Source organism: Streptomyces sp. NBC_01210 (assembly GCF_036010325.1).
GTDB lineage: Bacteria > Actinomycetota > Actinomycetes > Streptomycetales > Streptomycetaceae > Streptomyces.
The window spans coordinates 1261815-1284856 of the sequence record NZ_CP108549.1 but is presented as its reverse complement, the minus strand read 5'-3'; the positions used below and the strand labels follow the sequence as shown (position 1 = coordinate 1284856).

Here is a 23042-nt window from a genome sequence, read left to right as displayed (position 1 = left end):
GCCCGCGGCGCTCACCCGTGCCAGGAACGCCACAGTGCCGCGTACGCCCCGTCCGCCGCCGCCAGTTCGTCGTGGCTGCCCAGCTCGCTGATCCGGCCCTCCTCCACCACCGCGATCACATCCGCGTCGTGCGCGGTGTGCAGGCGGTGAGCGATCGCCACCACCGTGCGGCCGTCCAGGACCCGCGACAGCGAGCGTTCCAGGTGCCGTGCCGCCCTCGGGTCGAGGAGCGAGGTCGCCTCGTCCAGGACCAGGGTGTGCGGGTCCGCGAGGACCAGGCGCGCCAATGCGATCTGCTGGGCCTGGGCCGGGGTCAGGGCGAGGCCGCCCGAGCCGACCTCGGTGTCCAGGCCGTCGTCCAGACTCCGTGACCAGGAGTCCGCGTCGACCGCGCCGAGCGCCGCCCACAGCTCCGCGTCGGACGCGCCGGTACGCGCCAGCAGCAGGTTGTCGCGCAGCGAGCCCACGAAGACGTGGTGCTCCTGGTTGACGAGCGCTACATGTTCGCGGACGCGCTCCGCCGGCATCCGGGACAGCTCGGCCTCGCCGAGGGTGATCCGTCCCGCCCGCGGCGCGTAGATACCCGCGAGCAGCCGGCCCAGCGTCGACTTGCCCGCGCCGGACGGGCCGACCAGGGCCAGCCGGGTGCCCGGCGCCACGGCCAGGGACACCTGGCGCACCACGTCCACGCCCTCGCGGTAGCCGAAGTGCACCCCGTCCGCGCGCACATCGCGTCCGTCCGGGCTGACCTTGCCGTCGCCCGCGTCCGGCTCGATCTCCCGGACGCCCACCAGCCTGGCCAGCGACACCTGGGCCACCTGCAGCTCGTCGTACCAGCGAAGGATGATTCCGACCGGGTCGACGAGCATCTGGGCCAGCAGCGCCCCCGTTGTCAGCTGACCGACGTCGATCCAGCCCCGCAGGACGAACCAGCCGCCGATCATCAGCACCGAGCCGAGCACCGTGACATGCGTGATGTTGATGACGGGGAAGAGGACCGAGCGCAGATAGAGCGTGTAGCGCTCCCACGACGTCCATTCCTTGACCCGCTGGTCGGAGAGCGCGATGCGGCGATCGCCGAGGCGGTGCGCCTCGATGGTCCGGCCCGCGTCGACCGTCTCGGCGAGGACGGCAGCGACCGCCGCATACCCGGCCGCCTCCGAGCGGTACGCGGAAGGGGCCCGCTTGAAGTACCAGCGGCAGCCCACCACCAGCAGCGGTGCGGCCACCAGCACCGCCAGTGCGAGCGGCGGTGCCGTCACCGCGAGACCGCCCAGCAGCAGCGCCGCCCACACCACGCCGATGGCGAGCTGCGGCACGGCCTCGCGCATGGCGTTGGCCAGCCGGTCGATGTCGGTGGTGATACGGGAGAGCAGATCGCCGGTACCGGCCCGCTCCAGCACGCCCGGCGGCAGGCCGACCGACCGCACGAGGAAGTCCTCGCGCAGATCGGCCAGCATCTCCTCGCCGAGCATCGCGCCGCGCAGCCGCACCAGCCGTACGAACACGGTCTGAAGGACGAGCGCGAGCGCGAACACCGCGATGGTGCGCTCCAGATGGAGCTCGCGCGCCCCGTCCGTCAGCCGCTCCACCACCGAGCCGAGCAGATACGGGCCCGTCATGGAAGCGATAACGGCGATCGCGTTGACGGCGATCAGCGCGACAAAGGCGCGCCGGTGCCGCTGCAGCAGCTCGCGCACATAGGACCGTACGGTCGCGGCACTGCCGACGGGCAACGTCGTCGCCGACTCCGGTGCCGCCGGGTCGTACTCCGGCGGCGCGATGCCGATCATGCCGACTCCTCGATCTCTGCGAATGCTTCCGGTTCAGCCCCTTCGGCCGTCTTCAGCCGCTCCTCGGCCTCGTCGTCCGTCTCACGGGTGACGACGGCCCGGTAGCGCGGCTCGGTGTGCAGCAGCTCGCGGTGTACACCGACGGCCACCACCTCGTGGTTGTCGACCAGCACCACCCGGTCCGCGAGGTCCAGCAGGAGCGGCGACGAGGCGAAGACCACGGTCGTACGGTCGGCGCGCAGGCGCTTGACGCCCGCCGCGACCCGCGCCTCCGTGTGCGAGTCGACGGCCGATGTCGGCTCGTCCAGGACCAGCACCTCGGGGTCGGTCACCAGCGAACGTGCCAGCGCGAGGCGCTGCCGCTGGCCACCCGACAGGGACCGGCCGCGCTCGGTGATCCGCGTCCGCATCGGATCGCCGTCGGTGTCCACGGACGCCTGGGCGAGCGCGTCCAGCACATCCCCGCACTGCGCCGCATCGAGCGCGTCCTCGGCGGACACCTGACCGGACGAGGGGACGTCGAGAAGCTCCCGCAGTGTGCCGGAGAGCAGCACCGGATCCTTGTCCTGTACGAGGACGGCGGCACGGGACTCGTCCAGCGTCAGCTCGTCCAGCGGCACGCCGCCGAGCAGTACGGACGCGGCGTTGTCCGCCTCGGCGGCCGGATGCCCGCCGAGGCGTTCGGCCAGCAGTCCGGCAGCGTCCGGGTCGCCGCACACCACGGCGGTGAACCGGCCTGCCGGAGCGAGAACTCCGGTGACCGGGTCGTACAGATCACCGCTCGGGCGGCCGTACTCGACCCCGGACGGCTCCGTCGTGCGGCGCAGTGCCAGCACCCGTGCCGCCCGCTTCGCGGAGGGCCGGGAGAAGGAGAAGGCCATGGCGATCTCCTCGACGTTTCTCAACGGGTAGTGCGTCAGCAGCACCGCGCTGTAGACGGTGACGAGCTGGCCCACCTCGATCCGGCCGTCGAGCGTGAGCTTCGCGCCGTACCCGACCACGGCGGTCATCAGCAGACCGGGCAGCAGCACCTGGATCGCGGAGATCAGCGCCCACATACGGGCGCTGCGGACGGCTGCCCGGCGCACCTCCTGCGATGCCCGGCGGTAGCGGCCGAGGAACAGCTCCTCTCCGCCGATACCGCGCAGCACCCGCAGGCCGGCGACCGTGTCGGAGGCCAGCTCGGTGGCCTTGCCGGCTTTCTCGCGCTGGATGTCCGCGCGCCGGGTGGCGCGGGGCAGCAACGGCAGTACGGCCAGGGCCAGTACCGGTACCCCGATCGCGACCATGAAGCCGAGCGCGGGCTCGTAGATCACCAGACCGACGCAGACCACGACCAGCGTGGTGGCGGCCGCCGCGAACCGCGACAGCGCTTCGACGAACCAGCCGATCTTCTCCACGTCACCGGTCGAGACCGCGATGACCTCGCCGGCGGCGACCCGGCGGGTCAGGACCGCCCCGAGCTCTGCGGTCCTGCGGGCCAGCAACTGCTGGACACGGGCCGCTGCGGTGATCCAGTTGGTGACGGCGGCGCGGTGCAGCATCGTGTCGCCCAGCGAGATGGCCGTGCCGAGCAGCACGATCAGCCCGCCCGCGTACGCCAGCCGCTCGCCGGAGCGGTCCACCACGGCCTGGACGGCCAGGCCCACGCCGAGCGGCAGCCCGGCGATGCCGAGCTGGTGCATCAACCCCCAGAACAAGGCCTTGAACTGACCGCCCAGCTGATTCCGACCGAGCCACAGCAGAAAGTGCGTGCCGGACCGGACGTCGGGATCACCTGGATCGGGATACGGAAGATCGCGAATCTGCATGATGTCCCAGGGCTCGAAAGTGTGGATCAAATCGTGCAAGGTTCGCATTTCGGGACCCTCTGCGGCAATCGAATTTTGCGCCGGGGACACAGAACGCGCCAAGGTCTGACACCTCGCTCTGGCGCACCTGACCTGCCGCACGCTTCACTCCTGACGCATGAAGAGACAGATCATGTCCATGCTCGCCGGACTGACGCTGGCCGCGGGGTCGTTGCTCGGCGCCGGACCCGCCGCGGCGGCCGATACACCGCCCGTGGAGTTCGGCACCGACTGGCACGACCCGGTCACGGCCGTGCCTCCCGTCACCCGCCCCCCTGCGAAGTCCTGCCAAGTGACCGTCGCCGAGGCGCAGTTCCGTGATTTCACGCCGTACAAGGGGAGTTACGCACCGCCGAAGGGATGCGGCGGCCGCTGGAGCAAGGTGGTGCTGCGGCTCGACGGGAGCGTCAAGGGGCGGCAGTACGACCGGCTCGGGCATCTCGCCGTCGGCGGCGTGGAGATCCTGCGCACCTCAACGCCGCAGCCCTCGCCGGACGGCATCGCCTGGTCGGTGGAGAAGGACGTCACGCGCTACAGCGACATCCTGCGCCGTACCCAGCCGGTCGAGATGCTCATCGGCAATGTCGTCAATGAGACGTACACCGGCGTCTTCGACGTGAAGGTCACACTGACCTTCTACGCGGCCGAGCGCGCCGCGAAGCCGGCAGCGCTGCCCGACGAGGCGCCGGCCAGGGTGCCGGACAAGGTGCTTGCCCTCGACGGCACTTCGCTCACCACTCCGCGCAACTCCGAGCGGATCCTTGCCGAGGTGTACGCCACCGGATCGGGCGGCGGCTGCGAGGAGTACTGGTATCTGACCGTCCCGGACACCGCCCCGTACTCGTGCAAAGCCGCGGGTGGTCCGTACCGCGAGGTGCAGATCAAGGTGGACGGACGGCTCGCGGGAATCGCCGCGCCGTTCCCGACGGTCTGGACGGGCGGCTGGTCCAACCCCTTCCTCTGGTACGTGACGCCGGGGCCGCGCGCGTTCGACATCAAGCCGATCCAGTACGACCTCACGCCCTTCGCCGCGCGGCTCAACGACGGCCGGCCGCACAGCGTCGAGGTGTCCGTCGTCGGAGTCCCGGCCGGCCGGACCGGCTGGAGCACGCCCACCAATGTGCTGGTGTGGCAGGACAACGGGAGTGATGTCGTCACCGGCGCGCTGACCCGCCACGAGGAGAGCGCGCCCGTCAACTCGGTGACATACACGCCCGGTTCCGAGCACCGGCTCGACACCAAGGGCGGTCATCGGCTCACCGTCGCCGGTCACCTCAACACCTCGCACGGTCGCGTCGCGACAACCGTGACCCGAGTGCTGGGCAACACCTCCGTACACCGCTGGACCGAGGGCGAGAACCTGGACGCGCTCAAGGGCACCTGGACGGACGACGGGACGGTGACCAGCGGACGCCGGATCTCGGCCACGCACCGGACGTACACCATGGACGGAGTCACAACGCTGGGCGCGGGCGACCGCCTGCGTACCGTCCTCACCCTCGGGGACAAGGCCGAAGCGGTCGTCGCACAGGGCGGGAAGCGCCTGACCTGGTCGCGGCTCGACGACACGTACAGCGGCGATGCGACCTACACCGCCAATGTGCCGCGCGACCAGCGGCACGCGGTCGGGACGACGGTGGAGCGCTACCGGCTGTACGGCTCCGGGGGCTGCTACGACCGCAGTCTGCGGACCGTCCAGGGGACGCTGACCGAAGACCGGCTGCGCTGCTGAAGCGGGCACGGGCACTGGGTCGCAGGCGCGCGTCGACCGCGTCGACCGCAGGGGCCGAAGGTGAGTTGCCGCGGTAGGCGGCGTGGACCGCGACGGGTCGTACGCTCCCGCTCCAGCAGTGCGGAGTGGGCGCTGCGTCCCGTCGCCCGGTCCTTCAGCAGCGTGGTCCCGGTCCGTCGACCAGGGTGGACAGCAGCCCGCCGAACACCTCGCGCTGTTCGGCGGTCAGCGGAGCCAGGATGTCCTCCGCGGCCGCGCGGCGGGCGCTGCGCAGCGCCCGGAGCGTGGCGCGGCCGGTGTCGGTGAGCTCGATCCGGGTCACTCTGCGATTGCTCGGATCGGGGATGCGGCGGACGCAGTCGCTCGTCTCCAGGCCGTCGACCAGGCTGGTCACGGCGCGAGGTACCACTTCCAGGCGCGCGGCGAGATCGGCCATGCGCGGCGGCTGGTCGTAATGCGCGACGGTGCGCAGCAGCCGGGACTGCGCGGGTGTGATCGCGATGTCGGCCGACTCCAGCTGCCGCTTCTGACTGCGGTGGAGTCGTCGCGTCAGCCGCAGCAGTTGCTCGGCCAGCAGGCCGTCGGCGTCGGATGCCCCGGAAGATGAGTACAGCATGCCGGAACAATATCAGGAGCAGGCTCATTGTGAATATAGGTAACAGTGAGCTAAGCTCTCCAAAACTTTGCTGAACCGCCCCTGTCCCACCCCCGACTCAGCCCCTGTCGAAGGAGCCCATGCACCCCGAAGCCGTCACTTGGACACCCCCGCCCAAGGACCCGGAGCAGCCGCCCGCAGAGGTGCGGCGCATCCTCCGGCTCTTCCATCCCTACCGCGGCCGGCTCGCGATCGTCGGGCTGCTCGTCGCAGCCGCGTCGCTCGTCTCGGTCGCCTCGCCGTTCCTGCTGCGCGAGATCCTCGACACCGCCATCCCGCAGGGCCGGACCGGGCTGCTCAGCCTGCTCGCCCTCGGCATGATCCTCACGGCGGTGATGAACAGCGTCTTCGGTGTGCTCCAGACGCTGATATCCACCACCGTCGGCCAGCGCGTCATGCACGACCTGCGCACCGCCGTCTACGCCCAGCTGCAGCGCATGCCGCTCGCCTTCTTCACCAGGACCCGCACCGGAGAGGTCCAGTCGCGCATCGCCAATGACATCGGCGGGATGCAGGCGACCGTGACCTCCACCGCGACCTCCCTGGTCTCCAACCTCACGGCCGTGGTCGCCACCGTCGTCGCGATGCTCGCGCTGGACTGGCGGCTCACCGCCGTCTCGCTGCTCCTGCTGCCGCTGTTCGTCTGGATCAGCCGCCGGGTCGGCCGCGAGCGCAAGAAGATCACCACGCAGCGGCAGAAGCAGATGGCCGCCATGGCAGCCACCGTCACCGAGTCGCTCTCCGTCAGCGGCATCCTGCTCGGCCGCACAATGGGCCGGGCCGACTCGCTCACCAGGTCCTTCGCCGAGGAGTCCGAGCGCCTCGTCGACCTCGAAGTGCGCTCCAGCATGGCCGGCCGGTGGCGGATGTCGACCATAGGCATCGTCATGGCCGCCATGCCCGCCCTCATCTACTGGGCCGCGGGCCTGGCGCTCCAGTCCGGCGGACCCGCGATCTCCATCGGCACGCTCGTCGCCTTTGTCTCGCTCCAGCAGGGCCTGTTCCGGCCCGCCGTGAGCCTGCTCTCCACCGGAGTGCAGATGCAGACCTCGCTCGCTCTCTTCCAGCGGATCTTCGAGTATCTGGACCTGCCGGTCGACATCACCGAGCCTGTCGAACCGATCCGGCTCGAAAAGGTCCGCGGCGAAGTGCGCTTCGAGGACGTCGACTTCGCTTACGAGGCGAAGCAGGCCCGGCCGACCCTCGACGGGATAGATGTCACGGTGCCGGCGGGTGGCAGCCTCGCCGTCGTCGGGCCCACCGGTTCCGGAAAGTCCACGCTCAGCTATCTGGTGCCCCGGCTGTACGACGTCACCGGCGGCCGGGTCACGGTCGACGGCATCGATGTGCGCGACCTCGACTTCGACACTCTCGCCCGGGCCGTGGGCGTCGTCTCCCAGGAGACGTACCTCTTCCATGCCTCCGTCGCCGACAATCTGCGCTTCGCCAAACCGGACGCCACCGACGCGGAGATAGCGGCGGCTGCCCGCGCCGCGCAGATCCACGACCACATCGCGTCCCTGCCCGACGGCTACGACACCCTGGTCGGCGAGCGCGGCTACCGCTTCTCCGGCGGTGAGAAGCAGCGGCTCGCCATCGCCCGCACCATCCTGCGCGATCCGCCCGTCCTCATCCTCGACGAGGCGACCAGCGCCCTCGACACCCGTACGGAGCACGCCGTGCAGCAGGCCATCGACGCACTCTCCGCAGGCCGTACGACCATCACCATCGCCCACCGCCTCTCCACGGTCCGGGACGCCGACCAGATCGTCGTTCTCGACGCGGGGCGCATAGCCGAGCGAGGCAGCCATGAGGAGCTGCTCGAGCGGGACGGCCGCTATGCCGCTCTGGTGCGCAGGGACGCGCAGTTGGCCCCCGTCGCACCCTGACACGGACCGCCCTCGTCCGGTACGGCATGATCACCGCCCATGAGAGCTCTTCTTGGGGTGGAGGAACTGCCCGGATACCGGCCCGTCGACAACGACGTATGGGCGAACGACCAGGGCGATGTGCTGTCGCTGCACTTCTTCGGGCTGCCGCCCGACCTGCCCGCCTCGCTCGACGACGGTCCCGCGCTGCGTGCCGCACTCACCCGCCACACGGCCGACGCGGGCGGCGGTCTGATCGAGGCCTCGGTGAAGAGTCTGGGGCAGCTGCCCGCGCTGAAGCAGATACTCAAGCTGCCGCTGCCGGGACAGACCGCGGGCCAGGCGTTCATCGGCAGTTTCACCGTGCCGCGCGCCACATGCAGCACCGTGGTGAAGATCCAGGCGCCCGAGCGCGGCATGACGGGAATGCGGGAGGCCATGGTGATGGCCCAGGTCGGCACCGACAAGTACTTCAGGCCGCACCCGTACGCGCCGGAGGTCCAGGGCGGTCTGCCCTTCCACGCCGCCGACCATGCCCAGTGGGACGCGCAGTTCCCCGACCACCCGCTGACCAGGGTCAGGCGCACCCTCGACACCCTTGCCGAGGCGGTCCAGGTGGTACCGGAGTTCGCCGCGCTGCCGCCCTTCGTGCGGTAGACCTGCGCGGTAGACATCACGACCTCCCGACGTACGGCGCACCCGGCGGAGCCTGTCTCGCGCCTCGCCGGGTGCCGTGATCGGCGCGGGCTCCGGGTTAGCGTGCCCGTATGAGGAACGAACCGTCGTCGGCACAGCCCGGTCGCAGGCTCCGCCTGACCCGCCGTGGCCGGCTGGTCCTGATCGTGGTGAGCGCGGTCGTCGTCGCGGCTGCCGCGGTACTGGTGCCGCTCCTGCTGCCGAAGGAGACCACGGAGAAGAAGGCGACACTGGTCGTGCCCGAGGGCTGGCGCGCCTCGCAGGTGTACGCGGCGGTCGACAAGGCCCTCGACGTGGCACCCGGCACCACCCGGAAGGCGGCAGGCGCGGCGAAACTGAAACTGCCCGCCGACGCCAGGGGCAATCCCGAGGGTTACCTCTTCCCGGCCACGTATCCGGTCGACTCCAAGACCACGCCCACGACCCTGCTCAGTTATATGGTCAACACGGCCGGGCAGCGGTTCGGGGCCATGCACATCAGCAGCGGCGCCCAGCGCAGCGGAGCGACGGCCTATCAGACCGTGAACGTCGCCAGCATTGTGCAGGCCGAGGCCGATACGCCCCAGGACATGGGGAAGGTGGCGCGGGTCATCTACAACCGGCTCGCCCAGGGGATGCCGCTGCAGATGGACTCGACGCTGAACTACGCGCTGAACCGCAGCACCCTGGACACCACAGCGAGCGACATCAAGCTCGACAGTCCGTACAACAGCTATGAACGCCGGGGGCTGCCGCCCACTCCGATCGACAATCCGGGGGAGGAGGCGATGAACGCGGCGGTCAATCCGGCGCCCGGGGGGTGGCTCTACTTCGTCACCGTGGCGCCCGGGGACACCCGTTTCACCGCCAGTTACGAGGATCACCGGCGCAATGTCGAGGAGTTCAACGCCAAGCGCAGGAGCGCGGGCAACGGCGGCTGACGGCCGTCAGACCAGGGCCGGTTCGATCTCGCCCTCGCGCTCCAGCAGCCGCTTGATCTCACGGACCGCCGCCCGGCCCGCCCGGTTGGCGCCGATCGTCGAGGCCGAAGGCCCGTATCCGACCAGATGGATGCGGGCGTCCCGGACGGCGCGGGTGCCCTCCACCTGAATGCCGCCGCCCGGCTCGCGCAGCCGCAGCGGTGCGAGGTGGTCGATCGCCGCGCGGAAACCGGTCGCCCAGAGGATCACATCCGCCTCCACCGTCCGCCCGTCGTCCCAGGCGGCCCCGGTCGGAGTGATCCGGTCGAACATCGGCAGCCGGTCCAGAACCCCGTTCGCGCGGGCGCGGCGTACGGCGTCGTTGACCGGCAGCCCGGTGACGGAGACCACGCTCATCGGCGGCAGTCCGCGCCGAACCCGCTCCTCCACCATGGCCACCGCCGCCCGGCCGGCGCCCTCGTCGAACGGCCCCTCGCGGAAGACGGGCGGCCGGCGCGTCACCCAGGTCGTGTCCGCGGCCACCTCCGCGATCTCCATCAGATGCTGCGTCCCCGAGGCGCCACCGCCCACCACGATCACGCGCTGCCCGGTGAACTCCTGGGGCCCCGGGTAGTTCGCGGTGTGCAACTGCCGCCCGCGGAAGGTCTCCTGGCCGGGGTAGCGCGGCCAGAACGGACGGTCCCAGGTGCCCGTCGCATTGATCAGCGCCCGCGCCGACCAGCTCCCCTCCGAGGTCTCGACGACCAGCCGCCCGTCCTCGCCCTCGCGCACCGCCGTGACATCGACGGGCCGGTGAACCTTCAGGTCGAAGCGCTCCTCGTACGCCGAGAAGTACTCGCCGATCACCGCGGAGGAGGGCCGCCCGTCATCGGCCCCGGTCAGCTCCATGCCAGGCAGAGCATGCATGCCGTGCACCTTGCCGTACGTCAGCGAGGGCCAGCGGAACTGCCAGGCTCCGCCGGCCCGCGGGGCATGGTCGAGCACCACGAAATCGCGGTCCGGCTCCAGTCCGGCGCGTCGCAGATGGTAGGCGCCGGACAGTCCCGCCTGTCCGGCGCCGATGACGACCACGTCCACGTCCCGCACCCCGAAGTTGTTCACGGTTCTACCAACCGCGCCGGGGTCGTGGATCTTCCCGCTCCGCTCCGCTCCGCTGAGCGGAATCGGAAGGATCAGAGGAAGTTGACCCCCTGAGCCAGCGGCAGGCTGTCCGAGTAGTTCACCGTGTTGGTGGCCCGGCGCATATACGCCTTCCAGGCGTCCGAGCCGGACTCGCGGCCGCCGCCGGTCTCCTTCTCCCCGCCGAATGCTCCGCCGATTTCCGCACCGGACGTGCCGATGTTGACATTGGCGATACCGCAGTCGGAGCCGTCGGCGGCCAGGAAGCGCTCCGCCTCCCGCTGGTCCTGCGTGAAGATGCTGGAGGACAGGCCCTGCGGGACCCCGTTCTGCAGCGCGACCGCCTCTTCCAGCGTCCGGTAGCTGAGCACATACAGAATCGGGGCGAACGTCTCCCGGCGGACCACGGCGGTCTGCGCGGGCATCCGCACGACCGCGGGCCGTACATACGCCGCCTCCGGCGCCTGCTCCGCCGGCTGCCGGTCGCCGCCGGTCAGGATCTTCCCGCCGTCGGCCTCGGCCGCCGCCAGCGCCTCGGCCATACTCCGGTGCGCCGTGCCGGAGATCAGCGGGCCCACCAGGGTGGTCTCCTGGAACGGGTCGCCGACCGGCAGCTGGCCGTAGGCGTGGACGATCTTCTCCACCAGCCGGTCCGCGATGTCCTCGTGGACGATCAGGCGGCGCAGGCTGGTGCAGCGCTGGCCCGCGGTGCCCGCGGCGGAGAAGACGATCCCGCGCACGGCGAGGTCGAGATCGGCCGACGGAGTGACGATCGCCGCGTTGTTCCCGCCCAGCTCGAGCAGACAGCGGCCGAATCGGGTGGCGACACGGGGGGCGACCTCGCGTCCCATACGGACCGATCCCGTCGCGCTCACCAGGGCCACCCGCGCGTCGTCGACCAGCCGCTCACCCGCTTCGCGCCCGCCGAGCAGCAGCCGGTGCACACCCGCGGGCGCACCGGTGTCGGCGGCTGCGCGGGCGAGCAGGGCGTCGCAGGCGAGAGCGGTCAGCGGGGTCAGCTCCGAGGGCTTCCAGACGACCGTGTCGCCGCAGGCCAGTGCGAGCGCGGTGTTCCACGACCAGACGGCGACCGGGAAGTTGAAGGCGGAGATCACACCGACAACACCCAGCGGGTGCCAGTTCTCCGAGAGCCGGTGACCCGGCCGCTCGGAGGCCATGGTCCGGCCGTACAGCTGACGCGAGAGCCCGACCGCGAACTCACAGATGTCGATCATTTCCTGTACTTCGCCGAGCGCCTCGGAACGGATCTTGCCGGCCTCGATGGTGACGAGGTCCGCCAGGTGCTCCTTGTGCTCGGTCAGCAGCTCGCCCAGCCGCTTGACCAGCGCGCCACGCTGCGGCGCGGGAACGGTACGCCACTGCCTGAACGCCTCTTCGGCCACGCCGATCTCCGCGTCGGCCTGCTCGGGCGGCGTGGCGGGCAGCGTGAAGAGAGCCTCGCCGGTCAGCGGTGTGCGGGCGACGAGATCGCCACCGCCCGGGGGAAGTTGCGCACCGCAACGGAGCAGGCTCTCCTCCGCCCGGGTGCGCAGGGAATCGTTGTCGGGGAGCGTGATGCCGTTGGTGGTCAAGACGTGTCCTTGGAGAGTGCGAGGGCCCGGCGGGCCTGCCGAAGTGAGCTGTCCTGCTGAGCGGCGTAGAGGTCGAAGGGGTCGTGGACCGGGCGCTCCAGTACGCCGGAGAGCCACTGCTGGTCGTAGTGGGCGCCGGTGGCGGTGGTGTCCCGGGTGCCCTCGTCGGTGAGGTTCGACTGGAAGATGCCGGCGGCAGACGCGGGCAGGAAGTCCTCGTAGACGATGGGGTGGGCGCTCACCCAGCCCCCGTCGAGGAGGCCTGCGAGATCCTCCGGCGGGCGGCGGCCGTCGCCGGGTCGGCCCGCTACCGGCTCGTAGCGGAAGAACGCCTTGTCCTGGACGGCCAGTTGGTGTTCGGTACGCGGGAAGCGGCCGGCCCAGACCTCGGCCGGTTCGCCGATCAGCTCGTCGTAGAGGGCGCGGCCCGAACGGGTGAGCGCGATGCCGCGCGCCTCGACCTCGCCGAACCTGACCCGCAGGGAACCGGCGGCGACACTGCCGTCGGGTTCACGGAAGCGGCGGGGCTCGGCCAGGGCCCGGAACGATGTCTGGCGCAGCAGCACGTCAGGGCCGTCCCAGCGCGGCGGGCCCTGGATCCGGTCGATCATCGTGATGCCGCGGTCCGCCATCCGCCGGTAGAGCTCGTCGATGTCGAGTACGCGGGGGGTGAGGTGGTTGATATGGGTGCTGGTGACGCCGCCGATGTCGGCGGCGACGGCGGAGATCCGCTCCAGTTCCGCGTACCAGGCGCGGTCCACGGGCTGTGACGAGAGCTCGAAAGCAGCGACCGCCAGCGTCAGGAATTGCTCTGCCGCTGCCTCGTCGAGGCCCTGCTCCCGCTCGGCCCGCGCGGCCAGGTCGAGGAGCTCCGGCGGGAACAGCTCGCGCCGGCCGAGGAAGGACTCCAGCCGGGCCTCGAGTCCGGCGTCGAAGAAGCGCCGGTCGGCCGTGGTGAGCATGGAGGTGAAGACCCGGAAGGGATTGCGTTCCAGCTCCTCGGCCTCGATGGGCCTGAAGGCGGTGGACACGACCGGGACGGCGCTGGCCGCGGCTTCGCGCAGATCGTAGAAGCCCACCGGCTCCATGCCCAGCGCGGCGAAGACCTGGGCGGCCTGGCGCATCTCGCGCGCGGTACCGACCCGGATGGCGCCGTGCCGCTCCGCCGTGACCCGCTCGATACCGCCGAGCCGTCCCGTGTCGCCGCCCTTGCTGATCACCTCGTCGTTGACCTGCGCCGACACCTCCAGAAGCGTGGTGTACGCGGGGACTTCCATGCCGTACATGTCGGAGAGACGGCGGGCGAACGCGGCGCGCAGCCGCCACAGGGGAATCATGCGGTCCTCCATACCTTCCGGTGTACTGCGGGATCAGATGATGTGGGCCTCGGGGCGGACGGCCGCGGCGTGTCCCTCGAAGCGGGTCGCGGCGAGCGGCCCGACATCGATGAACGGCGTCCTGTCGAGGTAGAGGTCACGGACGGTCTCGCCGACCGCGGGCGCCTGCAGAAAGCCGTGCCCGGAGAATCCGGTGGCATACAGAAAGCCGTTCACCTCGCCCGCCCGGCCGATCAGTGCATTGCGGTCCGGAGTCATCTCGTACAGCCCGGCCCAACCGCTCCGGGCCTGAAGGCCGGCCAGTGCAGGTGCCCGCCGGGCCGCCGCCTCGCGGAACGGCTCCAGCCACTCCTGGCTGAACTCGCGCCCGAATCCCGGCTCCTGGCGCGGGTCGGACAGGCCGAGGACCAGCCCGCCCGCTCCGTCGTTGTGGAAGTAGAGCGTGGAGTCGAAGTCGAGGGTGAAGGGGACCCTCGGCGGCGCGGGACTCAGCGGCCCGGTCAGCGCGATCTGCCGGCGCAGCGGGGTGACGGGCAGCTCCACACCGGCCATCGCGCCGACGGCCGCGGACCAGGGACCCGCGGCGCAGACCACCGTCGAGGTGCGCACCGTCCCCGACGTCGTACGCACCGCCCGCACCCGCCCGCCGCCGACATCGATGCCGGTGACGGTGCAGTGCGTACGGAGGGTCGCGCCGAGGCGCCGGGCGGCGCGCAGATAGCCGTGCACGGCCGCCTTCGGCAGCGCATAGCCGTCATCGGGGGAGTACGCGGCGGCGACGACGGAATGCGGATCCACGTAGGGGCACAGCTCGTGCGCCTCGCGGGGCGTGATGATCCTGCTGCGGACACCGAGCTCGTTCTGTACGTCGACGGCCTGCTGGAACGTCGCCTCCTCGGCCTTGCTGCCGAGGAGGAAGAGGTAGCCGACGCTCTCCATGCCGATGTCGGCCCCGGGGCGGGCGTTGAAGGCCCGCCAGGCCTCCAGACTGCGCTGCCCCAGCCTGATGTTGAGCGGATCCGAGAACTGGGCGCGAATCCCGCCGATCGGCTTGCCCGACGAGCCCGACGCCGGTTCGTCGCGCTCCAGAACCAGGACGTCCCGCACCCCGGCCTCTGCCAGATGGAAGGCGATGCTCGCCCCGACGACGCCACCGCCGATGATGACGACCTCAGCGCTGTGAACCATGAATAGAGCCGTCCCGTCTGCTCGACACATCGCGGTGGATCGCGGCATGAGGCGGAGTCCGTCCGGTGACAGCCATGGTGGACGCCACCGACTCTTCGCGTCCATTGACAGTTTCAGCAGTCGATCTTTTAGATCCTCTCCATGGAACTGGGTGGAGTACATCTGCGCGCACTGGCCGAACTGGACCGCTACGGCACCATGACGGCCGCCGCTGCGGCCCTTGGCTACACCCCTGGCGCGATCTCCCAGCAGATTGCCCAGCTGGAGCGGACCGCGGGCGCGCGGCTGATACGGAGAGTCGGGCGACGGGTCGAGCTCACGGACGCCGGGCACACGCTGGTCGTCCACGCCGGCCGCATCCTGCGGGCCCAGGCCGAGGCGGCGGCCGCCATCGAGCGCACCCGCACGGAGGTCTCGGCGCGGCTGCGGCTCGGCGTGTTCGGCACAGCGGCAGCGGCCTTCCTTCCGCCGGCCCTGCGCTGGCTCGGCGAACACCACCCGGGGGTCGAGGTGGTGAGCCAGGAGGTGGACGTCGACCAAGCCCACGCGGAGGTCTCCGCCGGTCGGGTGGACCTGGCGCTCGGGCTCGACTATCCGGACGCTCCGCTCGCCCGGGACGAGGCCTCTGAGCTGGTACGACTCCACTCGGAGCGCTTCGCAGTGGCTGTGCCGGCCGATCAGGCGCCGCCCGACGCGACGTCCTGGCGGCTGACCCAGCTGGCCGGCCGGGACTGGATCCTGCCCGCGCCGCATACGTACTACGGACGTGCGGTGCGTACCGCCTGCCGCCGGTCCGGATTCGAACCGCGCGTCGCCCATGAGGTCACCGACACCGCGACCTCCCTGGCCATGGTCGGGGCGGGTCTCGGCGTGGCACCGCTGACCGGGCTGATGCTGAGGCTGCGCTCGGAGGGCATCGCCTCGGTGCCCCTCGACGACCTGGTGGAGCGGCATGTCGTGGTGGCCGTACGCGCCGCCTCGCGGGGGCGGCCGTCGGTGGAGGTGCTCATCGAGGCACTGCGGCGGGCGGCGACGGCTGAGCCCTGACGCCGTGCGCGCCGACACCCGGTCACCGCGCCTTCGTAGGTGCGCTGTCGAACGAGGTCCCGCGCGAGTGCGTCCTCGGTCCGGGCATGGGCGATCTTGCCGAATGGACGAGAAGATGGACCCATGCCCGGACAGTTCACCACCAGGATCCTGACCATCACCACCGGCTCCGTCGAGACGGTGACCGATCTGACCCACGCCTGCGAACTATTCCTCCAGGAGACCGCGAGCGGCCGGGACGGCCTGCTCAACATCTTCGTCCCGCATGCGACGGCGGGCGTCGCGGTCATCGAGACCGGCGCGGGCAGCGACGACGATCTGCTCGCCGCGCTGCACACCCTGCTGCCTGCAGACGACCGCTGGCAGCACCGGCACGGCAGCCCGGGCCACGGCAGGGACCACGTACTGCCCGCCCTGGTGCCGCCGCACGCCACGCTGCCGGTGATCGGCGGCCGGCTGGAGCTCGGCACCTGGCAGTCGGTCTGCCTGGTGGATACCAATAAAGACAATGCCAACCGTCAAGTGCGGTTGACTTTCCTTGGGTAGTGGTCGCGAGCGCGGCCTTACCCGGCATCCCCGGCCCCACCAAGTGGCCTTCTTGTCTGCCGTTTCAGCGGATTCTTCGTCTGCTGGTGGTACAGGAACCACACCGCGGCTGACCAGTTGACCCGCGTCGACAGCCCGGATCGCGGAAACATCCAGCACAGGTGGGCCTGAGTGACAGCGGACGAGGACTCGTGACGCGACGCGATCGACCCTGGAGGTTCACCCGGGCTGCAGAACGCGGCGTGAACGTCCACTCGGCGCGGCTTTCCGTCCTGCTCAAATGGTACGGGTTCCGGTACAAACGCACCCGTACCAGCGTGCGGCACAAGGCCGAGGAAGCCCTCCAGCAGATCGCCCGGGATCAGCTGGAGGGCCTGCGGCTGTACGGCTGAGGGCAGCCCGCCGACCAAGCTGCGAACCGCAAATGTCTGGGCAGCCACGGCGGCCGTCCGCCAGCCTTCGACCGCGAGGCATACAAGCGACGCAACACCGTCGAACGCTGCATCAACAAGCTCAAACAGTGGCGCGGCCTGGCCACCCGCTACGACAAGACCGTCACCATCTACCTCGCCGGACTCCACATCGCAGCCATCTTCATCTGGTCAGCGAGGTGATCCGAAAAACGGCCTAGAGCTTTGCGATGTCCTTGTGGACCAGTTCGGAACCGTGGTAGGCAGCCAAGCGCACCTTGAGCTGATGGCCCTTGGGTGCCTTGATGATCCGGTTGAGCGTCTCCCCCATGCTGCCGCCGTAACACGGGGGCTCGGAGTTGAGGGCGGTCCAACCGTCCCCCACGTCCTTCGGGTCGTTCCACTCCACCCAGACGCAGTCGGGCTCGCCGGAGAAGGCCTGCAGCGAGATGATCTTGACCGAGTTCACCGCGCCGTCGACGTGCTCATAGATCACCGTCGCGGAATTGTGGTGGAGGCCGGCACCGGCATCCAGGTTGACCGTGCTGGCCGCGGTGTCGGCAGCGGCTGGAGCCGCTCCTCCCGCAATCGTCGCGGCCACGACCGCGACGGTGACACACAGGGCAGGTAAGCGCATGATCCGTCTCCACGAAGCTAGTTGAGGAAGTCATCTTGTGAGATTGACTTCCGTGGGAAACGCGAAGCCTTCGGCTCCGCCGTCACACGACGAGAGCCTCGGAATTATCCCGCTTCCCGGAACGCCCTGACCCTCTCGCAGAGTAACGGCCGAGCGCATCGGTGAAACCACTTATTTCGACTACGTAAGCGCGCGTTAACCTCGGTATTTCATGACAGTCCGTCGGGTGTTCGGCGGGCCGTTTCGGCTGTTCAGGCAGAGTGTGGGCAGGTTGGGGAGCCGGCTGACGCGCGGTGGGCCGATCCGTCGCAGGGTGAGGAAGGCCCGGGCGGCGGTGACGAGGGTGACGTGGTGGTGCCGGCCGCGCCAGGTGCGGCCTTCAAAGTGGTCCAGGCCCAGGCCGTGTTTGAGTTCGCGGTAGTCGTGCTCGATGCGCCAGCGCATCTTCGCCCACCGCACCAGATCGGCGATCGGGGTAGTGGCAGGCAGGTTGGTCATCCAGTAGCCGGTCGGCTCGGCCGCTGTTTCGGGCTCTTCGACCAGCAGGGTCCGCAGCGGCAGCACCCCGTCCCACCGGTTGCGCCCGCCGGCCTGTTCCTGGGCGGTGCGACAAGCTTCCTTGCCTGGCGGCCGCACCTCAAGCACAGCGAAGAGGGAGGTCATCGCGCCCTTGCTGCGCTCACGCCAGATGACTTCCTCAAACCGCGTCTTGGTATCGATCAGCTGGGGCAAGGGCTGAGCCGATTCGCGACAGCGGGGCAGAGTGGGTGGTCCCAGCCCGCCGTAGGCGGGCTGACAGGGCTCGGCCGAAGCCGGGCGGTCGATCTCCTTGGGATCGACCGCTACCACGTATGACCAGCCGTGTTCCTCCAGGGCGAGCCGGCAGGAGACACTGCGGCCGTAGCCGGCGTCGGCCACGGTCACCGGAACCGTCGGCAACCAGGTGGCCGGCCGGTTCAACAAGCCCAGGGCCAATCGGGTCTTGGAGACATGCTCGACGTCGCTGGGCACCCTGGCTGCTGCCGTCGGTGTCGTCGTTCGCCCACTCCTGGGGCAAAAACAACTCCCACTCCAGCGGGCAGGAGGCGGTGTCGGTGGCCGCGTGCACGCCGACTGCGACCTGGCAGTTGGCCCGCTTGCCCAGAGCACCGCAGTACTGGCGGGCCACTCCGACTGAAGCGGTGCCGCACTTGGGAAACGACACGTCGTCGACCACCCACACCTCGGCCCGGACCGCCTCGCACGGCTTCTGGGCGATCTGTCGCCGCACTGGCGTCCACTGCCATGGTGACTGGTTCACGAACTGCTGCAGGGCCTGTATGTTCCCATCCGGCAGCCGCTCGGCCGTCGGCTGGATCGACTTGCGCCGACCGTCCAGCATCAGACCCCGCAGATAACACTCGCCCCACCGACGCGGATCCCGCCGCGGTAGGGACCCAAACACATCGGCAACGAACTCCGATACTCACCCTGGAGCCGTTCCACCTCCCCGAGCCTCATACCCACCACCATGCCGGTGACCAGGCAAGATCGGCAGAAGTGACGAAGCACTACTAGGGGTGTTGTGGATCTTGCCGGGTCGCGCGGTCTGGCACGCCCTCCCCTGACACCCCCAGGGTCTGTCGCGGGCGCCGATCGGTCATGTGTTGTCCGCCTCGTCCTCCCGGGCGGCGTCCCGGGCGAGCGCGGCGAGGTCCGGAAGCAGCCCGGCCAGTTCCTCCAGCAGCTTCTCCATGTCCACAACCTCGGGCAGCGGGTACACGAAGCACGCCCCGTCCTCCCTGAACGAGACCGCCGGTCCGGCGAACCTCACCAGGCGCTTCGGCAGATCCGAGGCGTAGAACCGCTCGGCCGTCCCCGCGGAGTCGTCGCTCATCGTCAGGTACGGCAGATCCTTGGAGAAGGTGAGATTGAGCTCCGCCGCACTCCAGTGGCGCTCCAGACGTAGGTTCGGTCCGCTGCCCCGAAGGTCGAAGCACACGATCAGCCAGTGCTGGTCGTCCCTGCGCGAAATCTGCTCGTAACGCCTGGCGACGGTGACCTGGTGGTCGCCGAGTTGGCCGGTAACGGTGCTTCCGTGCCACGTTCGCAACAGCCAGGGGAAGTGGCCCGCGTACCCGGCCCACTCCTCTCCGTCCTTGCCGCGCTCGATTCGCTGCCAGCCGGGACGGGCGGCCAGGACGCGCATCGCCCGCTCCGCCTTGCCGACCCGACGAGCGGTACGGACCGCGAAGGTGAGTCCGATCAGAAACGGGGCCAAGATGACGGCGAAACCAATGATCCAGCCCACCACGTACCTCCTTTCGCTCCACCCCGGGAAGTCCGTTCGCCCCCCATCTTCACGCACCGGGTCGCCGCAAAACATCGGTGAAACTACGTAAAGGGCTACGGAGACCGCGTGTTCACACCCTGCCGTCGAAGAGGACCTGAACCTCCCGGATGAGGCCGTCCTGGACGGTGATCGCCTCGACGTCGTGGAGCGCGGCATGTGCGATGGGGCGGCCGGCGCAGACACGTCCGACCAGCAGCTCCTTGCCGCGAACCGTCAGCCGGGCATTACGGTGGGGCACGGAGGCCAGTCCGGAATCTACCTGGTCGAATGGCGCCCCCAGGGACTGTGCAGTCGGCTCCCGCCGGGGATGATGACGTTCTGTGAAGGTATCGGCTGGTTGTGCAGGCAGGGTTGCGGAGGAGCGACCACTCGGGAATGAACACGCGGACGTGGTGGGGAATGGGGACGCGGTGGAACCGGCGGGGGACGAGACGGCGACGATGCTGGTCGGCAGAGCTGACGAACTGAAGCGGCTCATCTCGGTGATCGGCAGTCTGGGGCAGGATGGTGTTCCCGCTGTCGTAGACATCGCCGGAGACGCCGGCATGGGGAAGAGCCGGCTGCTGAGCGAGCTCTGTGCGCGGGCGCGGCAGGATGGGCTGACCGTGCTGCGGGGCAGGGCCACGGAGTACGAGCAGCACACTCCGTTCCAGACGTTCACGGACGCGTTCGCCGACGTCGATCGTGCCTTTCTCGACTCGGATGCCGTGCCCGAGGTGGCGGCAACGGTGCTGCGCGGAGCCGACAGTGTGCAGGGCTCGGATTCGGGTTCGGGTTCGGGCAACCGTGACCGGTTCGGCCTCTATCGCGCCGTCGCGGAAGTGCTGACCAGGCTCGGGGAGCGCAGCGGGTTGGTGATGGCCCTGGATGACCTGCACTGGGCGGATCCCGCGTCTTTGGAGTTGTTGGACCATGTGATCCGGCACCCGGTGGGCGGCCGGGTGCTTCTGGTCGTGGCCCGACGAGAACGGCAGACGCCGCACTCCCTTGCCGCTGCTCTGAGACGCGGCGTCGACAGTGGGGCCGTACTGCGCATGGCGCTGCGACCGCTGCCCGAGCAGGCGTCTGTCGAGGCGCTCGCCTCCGACCTGCCACCCGGCGACGCGAAGCAGATCTATGAATCCAGCGAGGGCAACCCGCTGTACCTCCACTGCCTTCTGCACGCCTACCGGCATGGCGCGTCGTCGCGCGGCACGACCGTCCGGGCCCACGACGACACCGCGTCCGCAGTGCCGAGCGGACTGGGATCCCTGCTCCTGGACGAACTGACTGCGCTGACCGCGACGCAGCGCCGTACCGCCGAAGCAGTGGCGGTCCTCGGCGACCATGCCACGCCCACAATGCTGAGCCTGACGACCGGACACACCACGCCGGAGGAACTCGACGACTGCATCGGTGCACTGGAGCGGCGCGATCTGCTGCGCATGGGGTCCGACGGCCGCTGGACACTGCGCCACCCGTTGCTGCGGGCACTGGTCTACGAGAACACCGCCGCACCACGCCGTGCCGAGATCCACCGCGGCGCGGCGGACGAACTGGCCCGGGCAGGTGCCTCCGCCGCCGAGCGTGCTCATCACGTCGAGCGGTCGCTGGTCGGCTGGGATCCCGTGTCGGCGGCCGTGTTGAGTGAGGCGGCCGCCCAGTGCGCCCACACGGCGCCCGCGACGGCCGCTCATCTGCTGGACGTCGTCCTCCGGCTCATGCCGGACACGCCCGCCTGCGCACAACAGCGTGGAGAGTTGACGCTGGCGCGCGCCAGAGCACTCGCTGTGGGCGGCAGCCTGCGGGAAAGCCGTGACCTGCTCCACACGCTGATCAGTAGGTCCGGGCCGGACGACGCATCGCTGCGCAGGGATGCGATAGCGCTGTGCGCCATGATGGAACGGCATCTCGGACACTCCCCGGAAGCGACAGCCCTGCTGCAGCGGGAACTGGCCCGCAGTCCCGGCCCCGAGCCCCGCCAGGCGGTCTCCTTGGGACTCGCGCTGGGCATGGCCGCCCTGAACACCGTCTCCTACCCCGACGTACGTGACGAGATCGAGCGGACGCTCTCGGTGGCCCGCTCCCACGGCGACCTCATGGGAGAGATGGGGGCCTTGGCGCTGGGGTCGTTGGGAGAGGCATACGAAGGGGAGACGGCGGCGGCCCGCCGGCTCGCCGATGTCGCCGCCGGGCTCGCAGACGGTCTGACCGACCCCAACCTCACGGAACTGTGCGAGTCGCTGGTGTGGCTGGCCTGGGCGGAAGCCCTGCTCGAGCGCTATGCCGACGCGGAACGCCACGCCGACCGGGGTCTGGACATCGCCCGCCGCAGCGGTCAGGTCCACGTCCTGCCACACCTGCTGAGCAGCAAGGCCTTTGTGCACCTCAACACCTGTCGGCTGCCGTCCGCCCTGGAGTCGGCCGAGGAGGCGGAATCCATCGCACGAGCCATTGGCAGCAGTGATCTCCTGGCCTTCACTCTGTGCTTCAAGGCGCTGATCCTTCTCCTGCGCTGCCCCCTGGGCGACACCACGGCCTTGACGACCGCAGAGGAGGCCGTGGCTGCGGCCGGCGGAAGCAGACACTGGTGGGCGTCGTTGGCCAGGTGCGTGCTCGGCCACACGGCGCACGTGAGCGGCGACCCGCACCGTGCGCAGGACGCCATCCTGAAGGCCGGCGGTCCCGAACTGCTGGGGCTGCAGCCCTCCATACGCCCTGGCCAGCTGGAAACCCTCGTCGGCACCGCCATCGCGGTCGGCGACGCCGATCAGGCCGCGCGCTGGGCCGCACAAGCCGTCGAGGAAGCCGACCGGATGGGTCTTCACGGTCAGCGCGGGGCGGCACTGCGTGCCGAGGCGGCGCTCGCCCAACATCACGGTGACACCCGCGCGGCCGCAGACCTCTTCGAGCGCGCCGCGCAGGCGTACGCCCCCTCCGGTGCGGCGGTGTGGGAGGCGTACTCCCTGCTGCTGGCGACTGTCCAGGCGCAGGCAGCGGGCGACGGTCCGCGCGCCGTCGCGATGTGGGAGCGGGCCCGCCGTCTCGCCGACGACGGCGGCGCGCGCCTGCTGTCCGACCTGGCCTCGATCGTGCGCCCCCAGGCCGAGGAAACCTTGCGCGCACCCACGGAGCTCGACCAACTGACCACACGTGAACGGGAGATTGCCGAACTCGTTGCCGAAGGACTGAGCAACCAGGCCATCGCGACGAAGCTGTACCTCAGCCGCCGCACGGTCGAAACCCACCTGTCGGCCATCTACCGGAAGACCTCCGTGTCGTCCCGCTCGGCGCTGGCAGGCCTCATGACGCGTGCCGCCCTCGACCGGCGCGGGTGACGA

General features: G+C 70.0%; 18 protein-coding genes and 2 pseudogenes. 9 read left to right on the top strand and 11 right to left on the bottom strand.

The features are described 5' to 3' along the window. Nucleotides 1-11: 11 nt before the first annotated feature. Together OG735_RS05615 and OG735_RS05610 are read right to left on the bottom strand one after the other, a co-directional pair. Nucleotides 12-1793 (bottom strand): ABC transporter ATP-binding protein, encoded by a 1782-nt coding sequence (locus OG735_RS05615; RefSeq protein WP_327322021.1) that lies wholly within the window; start codon nt 1791-1793, stop codon nt 12-14. Further along, the gene (locus OG735_RS05610) at nt 1790-3604 is read right to left on the bottom strand and encodes an ABC transporter ATP-binding protein (RefSeq protein ID WP_327328214.1); all 1815 of its coding nucleotides are present in this window, start codon (nt 3602-3604) and stop codon (nt 1790-1792) included. Before OG735_RS05610 ends, OG735_RS05615 begins: the two co-directional genes overlap by 4 nt. Nucleotides 3605-3761: 157 nt before the next feature. Here OG735_RS05610 and OG735_RS05605 point away from each other — a divergent pair, with 157 nt between their 5' ends. Then, complete coding sequence (locus OG735_RS05605) at nt 3762-5375, top strand: peptide-N4-asparagine amidase (protein WP_327322020.1); 1614 nt, start codon at nt 3762-3764, stop codon at nt 5373-5375. Between the two features lie 154 nt (nt 5376-5529). Here the strand turns inward: OG735_RS05605 and OG735_RS05600 are convergent, their stop codons facing one another. Continuing rightward, a complete protein-coding gene (locus OG735_RS05600; RefSeq protein WP_327322019.1) occupies nt 5530-5991 on the bottom strand; it encodes a MarR family winged helix-turn-helix transcriptional regulator in 462 nt (153 codons plus the stop codon). 119 nt (nt 5992-6110) lie between these two features. Here OG735_RS05600 and OG735_RS05595 point away from each other — a divergent pair, with 119 nt between their 5' ends. The 3 genes from OG735_RS05595 (at nt 6111) to mltG (ending at nt 9514) form a co-directional block, all read left to right on the top strand. Next, entirely contained in the window at nt 6111-7919 is a 1809-nt protein-coding gene (locus tag OG735_RS05595) for an ABC transporter ATP-binding protein (protein ID WP_327322018.1), read from the top strand. A gap of 39 nt (nt 7920-7958) precedes the next feature. Beyond that, a complete protein-coding gene (locus OG735_RS05590; protein WP_327322017.1) occupies nt 7959-8555 on the top strand; it encodes a hypothetical protein in 597 nt (198 codons plus the stop codon). A 110-nt stretch (nt 8556-8665) separates the two neighbouring features. Next, nucleotides 8666-9514 carry an endolytic transglycosylase MltG gene (gene mltG / locus OG735_RS05585; protein WP_327322016.1) on the top strand — a complete coding sequence of 283 codons (849 nt, stop codon included), beginning with the start codon at nt 8666-8668 and terminating at the stop codon, nt 9512-9514. Nucleotides 9515-9520: 6 nt separating this feature from the next. Here the strand turns inward: mltG and OG735_RS05580 are convergent, their stop codons facing one another. The 4 genes from OG735_RS05580 to OG735_RS05565 form a co-directional block, all read right to left on the bottom strand. After that, complete coding sequence (locus OG735_RS05580; protein ID WP_327328213.1) at nt 9521-10600, bottom strand: NAD(P)-binding domain-containing protein; 1080 nt, start codon at nt 10598-10600, stop codon at nt 9521-9523. Between the two features lie 86 nt (nt 10601-10686). Further along, nucleotides 10687-12225: an L-piperidine-6-carboxylate dehydrogenase gene (gene amaB, locus OG735_RS05575; RefSeq protein ID WP_327322015.1), complete on the bottom strand. Its 1539-nt coding sequence runs from the start codon at nt 12223-12225 to the stop codon at nt 10687-10689. Beyond that, nucleotides 12222-13562 (bottom strand): 2-oxoadipate dioxygenase/decarboxylase, encoded by a 1341-nt coding sequence (hglS, locus tag OG735_RS05570; RefSeq protein ID WP_327328212.1) that lies wholly within the window; start codon nt 13560-13562, stop codon nt 12222-12224. Before hglS ends, amaB begins: the two co-directional genes overlap by 4 nt. 33 nt (nt 13563-13595) lie before the next feature. Then, nucleotides 13596-14750 (bottom strand): NAD(P)/FAD-dependent oxidoreductase, encoded by a 1155-nt coding sequence (locus OG735_RS05565; protein WP_327322014.1) that lies wholly within the window; start codon nt 14748-14750, stop codon nt 13596-13598. 141 nt (nt 14751-14891) lie between these two features. Between OG735_RS05565 and OG735_RS05560 the strand changes: the two genes are divergently transcribed. From OG735_RS05560 to OG735_RS05545, 4 genes and pseudogenes are all read left to right on the top strand, one after another. Further along, the gene (locus OG735_RS05560; RefSeq protein ID WP_327322013.1) at nt 14892-15797 is read left to right on the top strand and encodes a LysR family transcriptional regulator; all 906 of its coding nucleotides are present in this window, start codon (nt 14892-14894) and stop codon (nt 15795-15797) included. A gap of 123 nt (nt 15798-15920) precedes the next feature. Continuing rightward, nucleotides 15921-16343, top strand: a complete 423-nt coding sequence (locus tag OG735_RS05555) for a YjbQ family protein (RefSeq protein WP_327322012.1) — start codon at nt 15921-15923, stop codon at nt 16341-16343. 242 nt (nt 16344-16585) lie between these two features. Continuing rightward, a complete protein-coding gene (locus tag OG735_RS05550) occupies nt 16586-16735 on the top strand; it encodes a hypothetical protein (RefSeq protein WP_327322011.1) in 150 nt (49 codons plus the stop codon). 12 nt (nt 16736-16747) lie between these two features. After that, nucleotides 16748-16957, top strand: a pseudogene (locus tag OG735_RS05545) (IS5/IS1182 family transposase); the annotation flags it as partial. 13 nt (nt 16958-16970) lie between these two features. On the opposite strand, the gene OG735_RS05540 reads toward OG735_RS05545, so the two are convergent. The 4 genes and pseudogenes from OG735_RS05540 to OG735_RS05525 all read right to left on the bottom strand — a co-directional run bounded on the left by OG735_RS05540 (nt 16971) and on the right by OG735_RS05525 (nt 19960). Then, a complete protein-coding gene (locus OG735_RS05540) occupies nt 16971-17390 on the bottom strand; it encodes a hypothetical protein (protein ID WP_327322010.1) in 420 nt (139 codons plus the stop codon). Between the two features lie 195 nt (nt 17391-17585). Further along, nucleotides 17586-18834 (bottom strand): annotated as a pseudogene (locus OG735_RS05535) (IS701 family transposase). Between the two features lie 195 nt (nt 18835-19029). Beyond that, nucleotides 19030-19680, bottom strand: a complete 651-nt coding sequence (locus OG735_RS05530; protein ID WP_327322009.1) for a hypothetical protein — start codon at nt 19678-19680, stop codon at nt 19030-19032. A gap of 112 nt (nt 19681-19792) precedes the next feature. Further along, a complete protein-coding gene (locus tag OG735_RS05525) occupies nt 19793-19960 on the bottom strand; it encodes a hypothetical protein (protein ID WP_327328641.1) in 168 nt (55 codons plus the stop codon). Nucleotides 19961-20111: 151 nt separating this feature from the next. Here OG735_RS05525 and OG735_RS05520 point away from each other — a divergent pair, with 151 nt between their 5' ends. Next, nucleotides 20112-23039, top strand: a complete 2928-nt coding sequence (locus tag OG735_RS05520) for a helix-turn-helix transcriptional regulator (RefSeq protein WP_327322008.1) — start codon at nt 20112-20114, stop codon at nt 23037-23039. Nucleotides 23040-23042 lie beyond the last annotated feature (3 nt).

Coding starts and splice junctions, on each gene's coding strand:
- mltG (WP_327322016.1), top strand. CDS start 8,666: ATGAGGAACGAACCGTCGTCGGCACAGCCCGGTCGCAGGCTCCGCCTG.
- OG735_RS05595 (WP_327322018.1), top strand. CDS start 6,111: ATGCACCCCGAAGCCGTCACTTGGACACCCCCGCCCAAGGACCCGGAG.
- hglS (WP_327328212.1), bottom strand. CDS start 13,562: ATGATTCCCCTGTGGCGGCTGCGCGCCGCGTTCGCCCGCCGTCTCTCC.
- OG735_RS05565 (WP_327322014.1), bottom strand. CDS start 14,750: ATGGTTCACAGCGCTGAGGTCGTCATCATCGGCGGTGGCGTCGTCGGG.
- OG735_RS05590 (WP_327322017.1), top strand. CDS start 7,959: ATGAGAGCTCTTCTTGGGGTGGAGGAACTGCCCGGATACCGGCCCGTC.
- OG735_RS05540 (WP_327322010.1), bottom strand. CDS start 17,390: ATGCGCTTACCTGCCCTGTGTGTCACCGTCGCGGTCGTGGCCGCGACG.
- OG735_RS05605 (WP_327322020.1), top strand. CDS start 3,762: ATGAAGAGACAGATCATGTCCATGCTCGCCGGACTGACGCTGGCCGCG.
- OG735_RS05610 (WP_327328214.1), bottom strand. CDS start 3,604: ATGCAGATTCGCGATCTTCCGTATCCCGATCCAGGTGATCCCGACGTC.
- OG735_RS05615 (WP_327322021.1), bottom strand. CDS start 1,793: ATGATCGGCATCGCGCCGCCGGAGTACGACCCGGCGGCACCGGAGTCG.
- OG735_RS05560 (WP_327322013.1), top strand. CDS start 14,892: ATGGAACTGGGTGGAGTACATCTGCGCGCACTGGCCGAACTGGACCGC.
- OG735_RS05600 (WP_327322019.1), bottom strand. CDS start 5,991: ATGCTGTACTCATCTTCCGGGGCATCCGACGCCGACGGCCTGCTGGCC.
- OG735_RS05555 (WP_327322012.1), top strand. CDS start 15,921: ATGCCCGGACAGTTCACCACCAGGATCCTGACCATCACCACCGGCTCC.